This window comes from Lichenibacterium ramalinae (genome assembly GCF_004137085.1).
GTDB lineage: Bacteria > Pseudomonadota > Alphaproteobacteria > Rhizobiales > Beijerinckiaceae > Lichenihabitans > Lichenihabitans ramalinae.
The window spans coordinates 109,296-121,451 of the sequence record NZ_QYBC01000017.1; the positions used below are offsets into that span (position 1 = coordinate 109,296).

Genomic DNA, 12,156 nt, shown 5'->3' on the forward strand with positions numbered 1-12,156 from the left:
ACGGTCCTCGTCGGCAAAACCGACGACGACGAGCGATGCCAGAGGTTTGCAAGACCACGTTCGGGTCGTTTACGAACTCCGAGCCCGACGGGGTCAGCCGGCCCGCACCTCGTCGCCGAGGCCGGTCTCGTGCCCGAAGGCGGTGTCGCCGGCCGGCTCGGCCCAGGCCGCGCGGGCGCCGTCGCGGTCGAACAGGCCGGCGAGCGCGCGCCGGCTCGCCTTCAGCGCCGAGAAGGCGGCCTGGGCGTCGAGGCCGGTGCGGATCAGCCCGGGCAGCTGGCGCGGCGCCCGTCCCAAGGCGCGCAGCACGGCGCCGAGGTCCGTGGTCCCGTCGGGCCGCATGCCGACGAGGGCGGCGGGCGGCAGCGTCCGCTCCGCCGGGTCGGCCACGACGCGCAGCGCCGCGAAGGGCAGGCCGTGCAGGGCGGCGAGGCGGGCGGCCACGTGGGATTCCATGTCGACCGCCGCCGCGCCCGTGCGCCGGTGCAGCGCCGCCTTGTCGCCGGCGCCCGCCACCGCGGCGTCGACGCCCGCGAGGTCGGCCAGCCGGGCACCCGGCAGGGCTTCGGCGAGCCGCGCCACCCAGGCGGCCGAGGTCGGGGTGCGGAGGTCGCCGTCGTGCACGGCCCGGGCCAGCAGCACGCTGCCCGGCACGAGGCCGGGCTCGAGGCCGCCGGCGATGCCGAAGCTGATGACGGCGCGGGCGCCGCGGTCCATGGCGGCCTGGAGCAGCAGCGCCAGCCGGGCGGGATCGCCGCCGCCCGCGACCGTGACGACGCCGGCGCCCGAGGCGATGCGGGCTTCCGCGAGCAGGCCCGTGACGGCGAGGACCGGGAGGGCGCTCACATGCCCACCATGACGGTGCGGGAGTTCGAGTGTTTCAGGTTGCGGTACCGCGCCAGTGCCCACAGCGGGAAGAACTTCGGGTAGCCGTGATAGCGCAGGTAGAACACCCGCGGGAACCCCGTTCCGGTGAAGAACTCTTCCGGCCAGAACCCGTCTTCCGTCTGGCTGGCGCGGAGGTAGGCGATGCCGCGCTCCACCGCGGGGTGGTCGACCTCGCCGGCCGCCATGAGGGCGATGGCGGCCCAGGCGGTCTGCGACGCCGTGCTGGGGGCAGGGCTGTAGCCCTTGTAGGCGAGGTCGTACCCCTTGTCGTCCTCGCCCCATCCGCCGTCGGCGTTCTGGATCGAGAGCAGCCAGGCGACCGCCCGGCGCACGGGGGCGGCGTCGCCCGGGAGCCCGGCCGCGTTGAGGGCGCAGAGGACCGACCAGGTGCCGTAGATGAAGTTGAACCCCCACCGGCCGTACCAGCCGCCCTCGGGGTGCTGCTCGGCCAGGAGGTAGTCGAGGCCGCGCTTCATGGCCGGGCTGGTGTCGGGCACCTCGCCGAGCTGCGCCAGCATGGAGACGACCCGCGCCGTGACGTCGGCGGTGGGCGGGTCGAGCAGGGCGCCGTGGTCGGCGAAGGGGATGTAGTTGAGGTAGGTGGCGGTATTGTCGGCGTCGAAGGCCGCCCAGCCGCCGTTCTTCGACTGCAGTCCCACGACCCATTCCCGCGCGCGGGCGATCGACTCGTTGAAGCCGGCGTCGCCCGAATGGCTGCGCGCCCGGTCCATCGCCATCACCACGACGGCCGTGTCGTCGAGGTCGGGGTAGTGGTCGTTGCGGTATTGAAAGGCCCAGCCGCCCGGCCGCACGTCGGGCCTGCGCTCCGCCCAGTCGCCCTTGACGTCGAGCACCTGGAGGGGCTTTAGCCAGGCGAGGCCGCGCTCGGCGGCCCGGGTGCTCGCCCCACCGGCCTCGATCAGCGCGTGGGCCGACAGCGCCGTGTCCCACACGGGGGACAGCGCGGGCTGGCAGAAGGCCTCGTCGTCCTTGATGGCGAGCAGCTTGTCGACGGCGGCGCGGGCCAGCACGACGTCCGGATGGTCGTCCGGCACGCCGAGCACGCGGAACATCATCACGGTGTTGGCCATGGCGGGGTAGATGGCGCCGAGCCCGTCCTCGCCGTTGAGCCGCGCCCGCACGAAGGCCACGGCCTTGTCGATGGCGCTCTGGCGCTTGCCCTTGGGGAAATAGGGTTCGGCGGCCTGCAGGACCTTGTCGAGCGCGCCGAAGATGATGCCCCAGCCGCCCACCTGGTTGGTGCCCTTGGGCCAGATGCGGACGCGCTCGGGCGGCGTCACGAAGAGTTCGGGGATGTCGATGCCGCGCGGGTTCACGCCCCGGGGCTTCAGCGCCATCAGCACCAGCAGCGGCACCAGCGTGTCGCGGGCCCAGTAGGAGATCCGGTAGATGTGGAAGGGGAACCACGACGGCGCGTTCATGATCTCGATCGGCATGACCGGCACGGCGCGCCACGGCACCATCCCGAACAGCGCCAGGGCGGTTCGGGTGAAGACATTGGAATGGGCGGCGCCGCCGGCCGCCAGGATGGCGTCGCGGGCCTTCAGCATGTGGGGGGCCGCGGCGGCGTCGCCGACCATGCGCAGCGCCACGTAGGCCTTGACGCTGGCCGACACGTTGAGGGGGCCGCCGTGCAGCAGCGGCCAGCCGCCGTGCGCCTCCTGGGTGCGGCGCAGGTAGGCGCCGATCTTGGCCTCGATGGTGTCGTCCGGCTCGCCGAGGAAGTGGCGCAGCATCACGTATTCGGCCGGGATGGTGGCGTCGGCTTCGAGGTCGAAGGCGAAATGCCCGTCTCCCCGCTGTTCGCGCCGCAGCGCCACCGCGGCGCGGTCGATCGCCAGATCGAGATCGTCGATGACCGAAGCCGGGACGGAGGCGGGCTGGTGGGCGGCGACGGCGGCGAGCGACATTAGCGGGCTGGACTCGATTGTGGTTTCCACGGGGCGTCGCCGAGACTTTCCACGTCGCCCGGGGGGCTACAAGCCGGAAAGCCGGGCCGCGCCCGCGAAGCGCCGTGCCCGTGTCGTTCGAGTAACAATGGACTCAGAAAGGTTGACGTCGCCTTGCCGCGGAACGGGCCGCAACCGCCGCCGGGCGGGCCGCAACCCCCGCCGAGGCGCGATCCTGCCGCATGGCAGACCCGCTCGGGAGCGATCCGGCGTGGCGTTGCATGCGCGGCGGGCCTAGAACCGGTGCGGGAGGGGACCGCTCGACGGAGCGGTGCGCCGAAGGGGACGATCACCATGGACGACAGAGTGACCGGCGCGACCGTCGCCGGAACCGGCCGCGCCCCCGTGCCGCGCCTGAAGCCCGTCATGGCGGTGCTGGGGGCCGCGGCCCTGTCGCACGGGATGAACGACCTCCTGCAGAGCCTCATCCCCGCCGTCTACCCCATCCTGAAGCAGGAGTTCACGCTGAGCTTCGGGCAGATCGGGCTCATCACCCTGGTGTTTCAGCTCACGGCGTCGCTGCTGCAGCCCTTCGTCGGGCTCTACACCGACCACCGGCCCTTGCCCTATTCGCTCCCGGTCGGCATGGCGGTGACGCTGTCGGGACTGCTGCTGCTGGCGATGGCGCCGAGCTTCGAGGTGATCTTGCTGGCCGCCGGCCTCGTCGGCGTCGGCTCGTCGATCTTCCACCCCGAAGCGTCGCGGGTGGCGCGCCTCGCCTCAGGCGGGCGTTACGGCTTCGCGCAATCGCTGTTCCAGGTCGGCGGCAACGGCGGCACGGCGCTCGGGCCCCTGCTCGCCGCCTTCATCGTGGTGCCGCGCGGTCAGGCGAGCATCGCCTGGTTCGCCCTGGTGGCGCTGGCCGCCATCCTGGTTCTCTCCGCCATCGGCCGGTGGTATGCCGCCCGCCTCGGCGAGGTGCGCGGCAAGCCCGCCGCGCCCGCCGTCGCCGGGCTGCCACGTCGCAAGGTGTTGATGGCCGTGACGGTGCTGATGCTGCTGGTCTTCTCGAAGTACATCTACCTGTCCAGCCTCACCAGCTACTACCCGTTCTACCTCATGACCAAGTTCGGCATCGGCAAGCAGGACGCGCTGGTCCACCTGTTCATCTTCCTCGGCGCGGTCGCGGTCGGCACCATCGTCGGCGGCCCGGTGGGGGACCGGTTCGGCCGCAAGCTCGTCATCTGGGGCTCGATCCTGGGCGTGCTGCCCTTCACGCTGATGCTGCCCCACGCCGACCTGTTCTGGACCACCGTCCTGTCGGTCATCATCGGCGTGATCCTGGCGTCGGCCTTCTCGGCCATCCTGGTCTTCGCCCAGGACCTTGTGCCCGGGAAGGTCGGGATGATCTCGGGCCTGTTCTTCGGCTTCGCCTTCGGCATGGCGGGGCTCGGCGCCGCCGTGCTCGGCATGGTGGCCGACCGCACCAGCATCACCTTCGTGTATCAGGTTTGCGCCTTCATGCCGGTGCTCGGCCTGCTGACTTACTTCCTGCCCGACATGGAACGCCGGGCCCGCTGACGCCGCGCCAGCGGCTTCAGGGCGTGCAGAGCTGACGCCGCGCCGGCGGCTTCAGGGCGTGCAGAGCTGGTCGCCGCCCATGCAGGGCAGCCAGCGCGGCTGACCGTTCGGCCGGTCCAGCGCCCCCGAGGGGTGGTCGCGCACCAGGCGGTCCGGGCCTGTGGCGCAGCCCGCCAGGGTGGCCAGCACGAGGGCCGCGAGCGCGGCGAGGGCGAAGGGGCGTGTCATGGCGCGACTGTGCCTGCCGGGCGCGTGGCCGTCCACCGCTTCCCATCACGGCTCCCCGTCACCGCGGCAAATGTCCGCGCGGGGGAGCCGGGTTCGGCGGCATCGCGTTCGCAGCGGGTCCCACCCCGCATCACGAGATCCGCCATGCCATCCGCCAGCTCCTGGACCGCCATCACCGACCACGATGCCGTCGCGAGCGGCGCCGCCATCCTCATCGATCGGGGCTACAGCGACGTGCCACCCCAGAACGGCGAGGAGATCGCGGTGGCGCACGGCGCCTCGGGCCGGGTCACGCGCGTCACGGTCGTGTCCTCGGCGGCCGACCGGCTCGAAGTCAGCGACGGCCGCAGCTACTTCGTCTTGAAGCCGCTCGCCGCGACCCGCCCGAACGTGCTCGACCCGGACGGCCGCTACCGCGAAGGCTGGGTGGTGGCCTGACGCCAGCGGCCGCCTCGGCGCCGGGACGTCACGGTTTCGGGAAGCGCGAGCGCCGTTCCGCCAGCATGGTGACGTTGCTGATGGTGCGGGGCTCGGCCACGGCGGCCCGCCGCCGGATGATGGCGGCGTTGAGCTCTCCGCCGTAGACGAAGATGCTGGCCAGGGCATAGAGGAACAGCAGCGCGATCATCACCGAGGCGAGGCCGCCGTAGGTCGTGACGTAGTTGCGGGCGTATTCCGACAGGTAGGCCCCGAAGGCCATGCTGAAGAGCAGCGACAGCACCACGGTGAGCACGATTCCGGGGGCGATCTGGCCGAAGGTGCGGCGCTCCGCCGGCAGCCACTTGTGGGCGATGACGAGGGCGCCGATCAAGATCAGCGACACCACGCCGTAGCGCAGCACCGTGACGAGGCGGCCGAGCCGGTCGAGTTCGGGCAGCAGCGCCACGATCGCGCCCCAGAACAGCGGCGTCAGCACGACGAGGAAGGCCAGGGCCAGCAGCGCCACCGCCCCCACCAGCACGTAGGCGATGGATTCGAGGCGCAAGAGCCACCAGGTGCGCCGCTCCCGCACCCCGTAGGCGCGGTTCAGCCCCACCCGGAAGGCTTCGACGCCGCTCGACGAGAAGTAGATGGCCAGAAGCGCGCCGATGGTCAGCAGGCCGCCGTGGGCCGTGGTCAGCACGGCATGGATCTCGTGGGCGATCGGGGCGGCGACCTGCCGGGGCCACACGTCGAACAGCAGGTTGGCGGCGCTTTCGCTGAGCTCCGCCGAGCCGAAGAAGCCCGCCAGCGCCGTCACGAAGATCAGGAAGGGGAACAGCGACGTCAGGGTCGACATGGCGAGATGGCTGGCGATGGCCCAGCCGTCGTCCTCGGCGAGGCGCCAATAGGCGTCCATGACGACCTCGAAGACGACCTTCACGCGTCCCATGGCCGTCGGTGCCGCCGGGCCGCGATGGCCGTCGCCACCGCTCGCCCCCGCCTCGGATCGGCCGGTCACGCCGCCCCGTCCAGGCCCGCGGCTCCACATCACGTCGCGGTCTCGATGAGGCGCCGCGCCGCCGCCCGCGCCTCCTCGGTGATGGTGGCACCGGCCAGCATCCGGGCGATCTCCTCGCGGCGGCTGTCGTCGACCAGCGTGGTGACGCGGGTGGCGACCCGGCCCTCGCCCTTGAGGGCGCTCTTGGAGATGCGCAGGTGGCTGGCCGAACGCGCCGCCACCTGGGGGGCATGGGTGACGGCCAGAACCTGGATCTTGCCGGACAGCCGCGCCAGCCGCGAGCCGATGGCATCCGCCACCGCGCCGCCGACGCCCGTGTCGATCTCGTCGAAGACCAGGGTGGGCGCGGAGCCGCGGTCCGCCAGCGACACCTTGAGGGCCAGCATGAACCGCGCGAGCTCGCCGCCCGACGCCACCTTGGTCAGCGGGCCGGGGCGCGTGCCCGGGTTGGTCGACACCCAGAACTCCACGCGGTCGATGCCGTCGGGGCCGGCCGTCGCCGGGTCGGATTCGATCTGCGTCGAGAAGCGCGCCCGCTCGAGCTTGAGCGGCCCGAGCTCCCGGTTCACCGCGACGTCGAGCTTGGACGAGGCCGCCTGGCGGGCCTTCGACAGGTCCTCGGCGGCCTTGCGGTAGGCGTCGCGCGCGGCGTCGACCGCCTTGGCGAGGGCGGCGAGGCGCGTCTCGCCGGCGTCGAGCGCCTCGATGTCGCGCGTGAAGCGCTCCAGCAGCTCGGGCAGCGCCTCGACGCCGACGGAATGTTTGCGGGCCGCGGCGCGCAGCGCGAAGAGCCGTTCCTCCACGGCTTCGAGCTCGCGCGGATCGAAATCGGCGGCCTGGAGCGCCTCGTCGAGCGCCGCCGTGGCGCCGTCGAGCGCGACCAGCACGGAGTCGAGCGCCTTCAGGCAGGGCTCGATGAGGTCGGGGGCCTGGCCGGCCCGCCGCTCCAGCCGCCGCAGCAGGGCCGAGAAGGTGCTGGTGGGCGATCCTTCGCCGCCGACGCTCTCGTAGGCGTCGCGCAGGTCGCCCGACACCTTCTCGGACTGCTGCATGAGGGCGCGACGCTCGCTCAGCGCTTCCTCCTCGCCGCCCTTCGGGTTCAGCTTGGCGAGTTCCTCGTGGACGTGGTGGAGGTAGTCGGCGTCGGCCCGCGCCTTGGCGATGCGGGCCTGTTCGTCCTCGTGGAGGCGTTCGGCCGCCTTGCGGGCCGCGTAGGTGCCGCGCACGGCCTCGAGACGCCGTTCCAACCCGCCATAGGCGTCGAGCAGGGTGCGGTGGGCCGCCGGGTCCACGAGCGCGCGGTCGTCGTGCTGGCCGTGGATCTCGACCAGCCGCCGGCTCACCTCGCGCAGCGTCTGGGCGCTGATCGGGGCATCGTTGAGGAAGGCGCGGGTCCGCCCGTCGGGCATCTGCACGCGCCGCAGGATGAGGGTGCCGTCGGGCTCGAGGTCCTGGGCGCGGACGACATCCCAGGCCGGGTGGTCGAGGGCGAGGTCGAAGACGGCCGTCACCTGGCCCTGCTTCTCGCCCTGGCGCACCATCGAACCGTCGCCGCGCCCTCCCAGCGCCAACGCCAGCGAGTCGAGCAGGATCGATTTGCCCGCACCGGTCTCGCCGGTAAGGACCGTCAGCCCCGTGCCGAACTGAAGGTCCAGCCGGTCGATCAGGACGATGTCACGGATATTGAGCTGGGCGAGCATGGGGGACGCGCATCAGGCTGACGGGACGGCTGGTCTGTAGCACGAGGCCGCCCGGGCCGGGAAACAAAAGGCGAACGATCGCGGCCCGCCCGCCGCCGCGACCCTGCGTCAGCCGACGACCTTGTGGTAGGTCCGCGAGATCCACGACGTCGGATCCTCGTTGGGCTCGAGGCCGTCGGCCTGGAGCTTGGCGAAGGCATCCTTGTACCAGGGGCTGTCGGGGAAATTGTGGCCGAGCACGGCCGCCGCGGTCTGGGCCTCGCCGGTGATGCCGAGGGCGAGATAGGCCTCGGTGAGCCGTTCCAGCGCCTCTTCGGTGTGCCGCGTCGTCTGGTACTTCGCCAGCACCTCGCGGAAGCGGTTGATGGCGGCCGTGTAGTTGCGCCGGTTCAGGTAGAACCGCCCGGTCGACATCTCCTTGCCGGCCAGCTGATCGCGCGTCACCTGGATCTTGTACTTGGAATCGTCGACATATTCCGACGACGGGTACTTGGTCACGATCTGCTGGAAGAGGTCGAGCGCCTTGGCGGCGTTCTCCTGGTCGCGCGACACGTCGGGGATCTGCTGGTAGTAGGACATCGCCTGCAGATACAGCGCGTAGGGCGCGTCGGGCGCGTTCGGATACAGCTGGTAGAAGTGCTTGCCGGTGGTGATGGCGGTGTCGTAGTCGCCCGCCTGGTAGTTGGCGTAGGTCTGCATCATCAGACCTTTGCGCGACCAATCCGAGAAGGGATATTGCTTGTCGAGTTCGGCGAACTTCTTCGCCGCCCCGGCGCCGTCCTTCTTCTGCAGGCGGGCGAGGCCCTGGTCGTAGATGTCGGTGGCCGGCGTCTCGGCCAGGATCTTGGTCTCGTATTTCTCGCCGGCACCGAAGGGGTTGATCGTGTCCAGGGCCGAGCAGCCGGCCAGGGGAACGGCCAGCAGCGCCACGACGGGCACCATTCGGACGGCCATTCGGAACCGGTCAGACACCATCATGGGGGCTCGATCTGCTGGTGAGGGGGCGGGGCGCGCCGCCGTGAGAACACGATCCATGGGAACAGGCAATAAGGCCCGGCGGAGTTGGGAATAAGGCCCAGTTCCCTCCGGTGCCGCACCTTCCCCTGAAAAAGGCCCGGTGTTGCGGAGCTGCAACGGCCGCCACGGCGGGGCGCCGGAATGGCGGGGTGCCGGACATGCGGGAGCGACGCCCTCGCTGCAGCGGGGCGTTCCTCGGCCGCGGCGGCCTCGGTTCAGTTGATCTCGGCCGCGAAGGCTGCGACGGGGGAGAAGGCGCCGAAATCGGCGAAGCCGGAGGCGACCGGAGCCGGGGCCTCGACGAAGCTGTAGGCGGTGCGGTCGGCGAACAGGGCCTGGAGCACCAGGAAGTTCATCTTGTGGCCGGGGCAGAAGGCCGAGTAGCGGCCCAGGATGGGCGCGCCGGCGAGGGCGAGGTCGCCGACGGCGTCGAGCATCTTGTGCGACACGAATTCGTCGCTGGAACGCAGACCCTCGGGGTTGAGGATGCGGTCGTCGTCCACCGCGACGGAATTCTCGAGGGAGGACCCGAGGGCGAAGCCGAGCTTCCAGAGCCGCTCGACGTCGCGCAGCAGCCCGAAGGTGCGGGCCCGGGAGATTTCGCGGCGGAAGGAGGTCGGCGTCAGATCCACCACCTTGCGGTGGCGGCCGATGGCTTCGACCGGATAGTCGATCTCGACATCGAGCGAGAAGCCGCCGTCGGCCGGGCGCAGCTCCGAGAAGGACCGGCCGTGCTCGATGCGGACCGTCTTCAGGATCTTGAGGAAGCGGCGCGGGGCCGAGAGCGACCGAAGGCCGACCTTGTCGATGGCGGCCACGAAGGAGGCCGAGGAGCCGTCCATGATGGGCACTTCGGGTCCGTCGACCTCGATGAGTGCGTTGTCGACGCCGAGGCCCGCCAGGGCGGCGAGCAGGTGCTCGACGGTGGAGACGGAGCCGAGCGACACGTCGCCCAGCACGGTGCAGAGGTCGGTCGCCGAAACGCGGGACCACTTGGCCTCGATGCGCCGGGTGGCACCGTCGGGGAGGTTTGTGCGGAGGAAGACGATGCCGCTGTCGGGCGCGGCGGGATGCAGGATCAGGGTGACGGGAGCATTCGAATGGACGCCGTTGCCGGTGAGGACACACCGTTTGCGCAGGGTCGTCTGCTTCGGAAACTTCATGCCACTCCGCTCCACTCCACTGGACCCCGGGTCCGGACCCGGCGCGACGCCGCGCCTCAACTCCGCCGTAGGGTCGGCTCCGATTCGTCGCCCGCCAGGGGCGCATCATGCGGAGCTCCACGCCTCCCGCGCCGTCGGGCATCGCCCGGGTCGCGCGGTTCGGCCGCCGTTGACCATGACCCTACGCGGGGAGCCGAGGCGCGCCAAATCACTCTTTCTTACGGTCTGTTACAAAAGCCCGGCGGGTTTTCGGAAAAAGCCGCGGGGCTGAAATCACAGCCGATACAAACACTTGAAGCCGCCGCCCGGGATCGGGCGGCGGCGTTTGGCGACCGGAACCGCGGGGGCGTCAGTTGGACTGGCGGCGCAGGAAGGCCGGGATCTCCAGCTGGTCGTCGTCGAAGGCGCGGGCCGGGGGAAGGGCACGGCCGTGCTGGTCGGTCGGGCCGCCGGCGTGACGCGGGCTCGGCTGCAGGTTCGGCCGCTTGGCGTAGTCGCCCTGGGGTGCCTGCGGGGCACGGGGCGCGTGACCCTGCGGGGCATGGCCCTGCGGGGCGTGCTGGGGCGGCTGGCCGTAGGGCATGGGGGCCTGCGGCAGCCGGGGGGCCGGCATGGGGGCGGCGGGCTGGCGCTGCGGGGCGGCGGCCGCCACCTCGTCCTGGCGGCTCATGCCGAAGGAGGCGAGGCGCTCCAGCAGCGTGCGGCGCTTGGTATCGGAGCCGCCGTGCATCTCGGGGGCGCCCTGCTCGCCGCGCTGGGCGCGGATCTGCTGCTGCACGGGCAGCGGCAGGTCCTCGATCTGCGGCATGCGCTGGGGCCGCTGGGGCTGCTGGGCCGCCGGCGGGATGAAGGGGCCGGCGTCGTGGTAGTCGTGCCGAGCCGGCTCCGGGGCGGGCGGGGGGGCGTAGCTGTTGCCCTTGGGGGCGGCGACCGGCTTGATCTCCACGTCGCCCGCCACCTGCGCCTGGGGGGCGTAGCCGGCGTTCGGGGCGACGAAGTTCTGCGGCACCACGAAATGGTGCTGGGCGGGGGGCGCCGACGGCGCGGCCTCGTAGGCGGCCGGCTCCGACGTCATCACCGGGCGGGAGATGGCCTCCTGGCGCGCGGCGCTCTGGGCGCGGAGCTTCTGGGCGACTTCGGCGATGCGCGATTCGCCGGAGTTCAGGTCCTTGGCGCCGAGCGGCTGGTCGATGCCGGTGGCCACGACCGAGACCCGCACGATGCCGTCGAGGTTCGAATCGAAGGTGGCGCCAAGGATGATGTTGGCGTCCTCGTCGACCTCCTGGCGGATGCGGCTCGCCGCCTCGTCGACCTCGTAGAGGGTGAGGTCGTTGCCGCCCGTGATGGAGATGAGGAGGCCGCGGGCGCCCTTCATCGAGACTTCGTCGAGCAGCGGGTTGGCGATGGCGGCCTCGGCGGCCAGGATGGCGCGCTTGTCGCCCGAAGCCTCGCCCGTGCCCATCATGGCCTTGCCCATCTCGCGCATGATGGCGCGGACGTCGGCGAAGTCGAGGTTGATCAGGCCTTCCTTGACCATGAGGTCGGTGATGCAGGCCACGCCCGAATACAGGACCTGGTCGGCCATCGAGAAGGCGTCGGCGAAGGTCGTGCGCTCGTTGGCGACGCGGAACAGGTTTTGGTTCGGGATGCAGATCAGCGTGTCGACGCTCTTCTGCAGCTCGTTGATGCCGGCCTCGGCGACGCGGGCGCGGCGCGCGCCCTCGAACTGGAACGGCTTGGTGACGACGCCGACGGTGAGGATGCCCATGTCGCGCGCCGTGCGGGCGATGACGGGCGCGGCGCCGGTGCCGGTGCCGCCGCCCATGCCGGCGGTGACGAAGCACATGTGGGCGCCGGCGAGGTGATCGCGGATCTCCTCGATGGCCTCTTCGGCGGCCGCCCGGCCCACCTCGGGCTGCGAGCCGGCGCCGAGCCCCTCGGTGACCTGCAGGCCCATCTGGATGATGCGCTCGGCCTTGGACGAGGTCAGGGCCTGGGCGTCGGTGTTGGCCACGATGAAGTCGACCCCGACGAGGCCCGACACGATCATGTTGTTGACCGCGTTGCCGCCGGCGCCGCCGACGCCGCAGACCATGATGCGGGGCTTGAGTTCGCGCAGTTCGGGCATCTTCAGGTTGATCGTCATGGTGTGGCCTCTCATGTCCCCTCGGGCCGCTCGCATCGGCCCTGAATGTGCCTGTTGCCGCTACCGGGCCGCCGCCGCTGTC

At 71.4% G+C, this 12,156-nt stretch carries 10 protein-coding genes; 2 read left to right on the forward strand and 8 right to left on the reverse strand.

Annotation, left to right across the window (positions count from 1 at the left end; translation table 11 throughout):
* Positions 1 to 93: 93 nt before the first annotated feature.
* A complete protein-coding gene (locus D3272_RS19475) occupies positions 94 to 846 on the reverse strand; it encodes a phosphorylase (RefSeq protein WP_129220878.1) in 753 nt (250 codons plus the stop codon).
* Entirely contained in the window at positions 843 to 2,819 is a 1,977-nt protein-coding gene (gene shc / locus D3272_RS19480) for a squalene--hopene cyclase (protein ID WP_129220915.1), read from the reverse strand. Before shc ends, D3272_RS19475 begins: the two co-directional genes overlap by 4 nt.
* Positions 2,820 to 3,224: 405 nt before the next feature.
* On the opposite strand from shc, the gene D3272_RS19485 reads away from it, so the two are divergent.
* Positions 3,225 to 4,379: an MFS transporter gene (locus D3272_RS19485; protein WP_245496684.1), complete on the forward strand. Its 1,155-nt coding sequence runs from the start codon at positions 3,225 to 3,227 to the stop codon at positions 4,377 to 4,379.
* A 51-nt stretch (positions 4,380 to 4,430) separates the two neighbouring features.
* Here the strand turns inward: D3272_RS19485 and D3272_RS27440 are convergent, their stop codons facing one another.
* On the reverse strand, positions 4,431 to 4,607 hold the full coding sequence (locus D3272_RS27440; RefSeq protein ID WP_165361424.1) for a hypothetical protein: 177 nt from the start codon (positions 4,605 to 4,607) through the stop codon (positions 4,431 to 4,433).
* Positions 4,608 to 4,751: 144 nt separating this feature from the next.
* Here D3272_RS27440 and D3272_RS19490 point away from each other — a divergent pair, with 144 nt between their 5' ends.
* On the forward strand, positions 4,752 to 5,045 hold the full coding sequence (locus D3272_RS19490) for a hypothetical protein (protein WP_129220880.1): 294 nt from the start codon (positions 4,752 to 4,754) through the stop codon (positions 5,043 to 5,045).
* Positions 5,046 to 5,073: 28 nt separating this feature from the next.
* Here the strand turns inward: D3272_RS19490 and D3272_RS19495 are convergent, their stop codons facing one another.
* The 5 genes from D3272_RS19495 to ftsZ all read right to left on the reverse strand — a co-directional run bounded on the left by D3272_RS19495 (position 5,074) and on the right by ftsZ (position 12,074).
* Positions 5,074 to 5,979, reverse strand: a complete 906-nt coding sequence (locus D3272_RS19495) for a YihY/virulence factor BrkB family protein (RefSeq protein ID WP_129220916.1) — start codon at positions 5,977 to 5,979, stop codon at positions 5,074 to 5,076.
* 98 nt (positions 5,980 to 6,077) lie between these two features.
* On the reverse strand, positions 6,078 to 7,748 hold the full coding sequence (gene recN / locus D3272_RS19500) for a DNA repair protein RecN (protein ID WP_129220881.1): 1,671 nt from the start codon (positions 7,746 to 7,748) through the stop codon (positions 6,078 to 6,080).
* Positions 7,749 to 7,856: 108 nt separating this feature from the next.
* Positions 7,857 to 8,702: an outer membrane protein assembly factor BamD gene (locus tag D3272_RS19505; protein WP_428978005.1), complete on the reverse strand. Its 846-nt coding sequence runs from the start codon at positions 8,700 to 8,702 to the stop codon at positions 7,857 to 7,859.
* Between the two features lie 278 nt (positions 8,703 to 8,980).
* Positions 8,981 to 9,928, reverse strand: a complete 948-nt coding sequence (gene lpxC, locus D3272_RS19510; protein WP_129220883.1) for a UDP-3-O-acyl-N-acetylglucosamine deacetylase — start codon at positions 9,926 to 9,928, stop codon at positions 8,981 to 8,983.
* A gap of 349 nt (positions 9,929 to 10,277) precedes the next feature.
* Positions 10,278 to 12,074, reverse strand: a complete 1,797-nt coding sequence (ftsZ, locus tag D3272_RS19515; protein ID WP_129220884.1) for a cell division protein FtsZ — start codon at positions 12,072 to 12,074, stop codon at positions 10,278 to 10,280.
* Positions 12,075 to 12,156: the final 82 nt, after the last annotated feature.

What these genes read in the sequence shown, in the direction of transcription:
- D3272_RS19505 (WP_428978005.1), bottom strand. Translation starts at nt 8,702, where the DNA reads ATGGCCGTCCGAATGGTGCCCGTCGTGGCGCTGCTGGCCGTTCCCCTG.
- recN (WP_129220881.1), bottom strand. Translation starts at nt 7,748, where the DNA reads ATGCTCGCCCAGCTCAATATCCGTGACATCGTCCTGATCGACCGGCTG.
- D3272_RS19490 (WP_129220880.1), top strand. Translation starts at nt 4,752, where the DNA reads ATGCCATCCGCCAGCTCCTGGACCGCCATCACCGACCACGATGCCGTC.
- lpxC (WP_129220883.1), bottom strand. Translation starts at nt 9,928, where the DNA reads ATGAAGTTTCCGAAGCAGACGACCCTGCGCAAACGGTGTGTCCTCACC.
- D3272_RS19485 (WP_245496684.1), top strand. Translation starts at nt 3,225, where the DNA reads ATGGCGGTGCTGGGGGCCGCGGCCCTGTCGCACGGGATGAACGACCTC.
- D3272_RS27440 (WP_165361424.1), bottom strand. Translation starts at nt 4,607, where the DNA reads ATGACACGCCCCTTCGCCCTCGCCGCGCTCGCGGCCCTCGTGCTGGCC.
- ftsZ (WP_129220884.1), bottom strand. Translation starts at nt 12,074, where the DNA reads ATGACGATCAACCTGAAGATGCCCGAACTGCGCGAACTCAAGCCCCGC.
- D3272_RS19495 (WP_129220916.1), bottom strand. Translation starts at nt 5,979, where the DNA reads ATGGGACGCGTGAAGGTCGTCTTCGAGGTCGTCATGGACGCCTATTGG.
- shc (WP_129220915.1), bottom strand. Translation starts at nt 2,819, where the DNA reads ATGTCGCTCGCCGCCGTCGCCGCCCACCAGCCCGCCTCCGTCCCGGCT.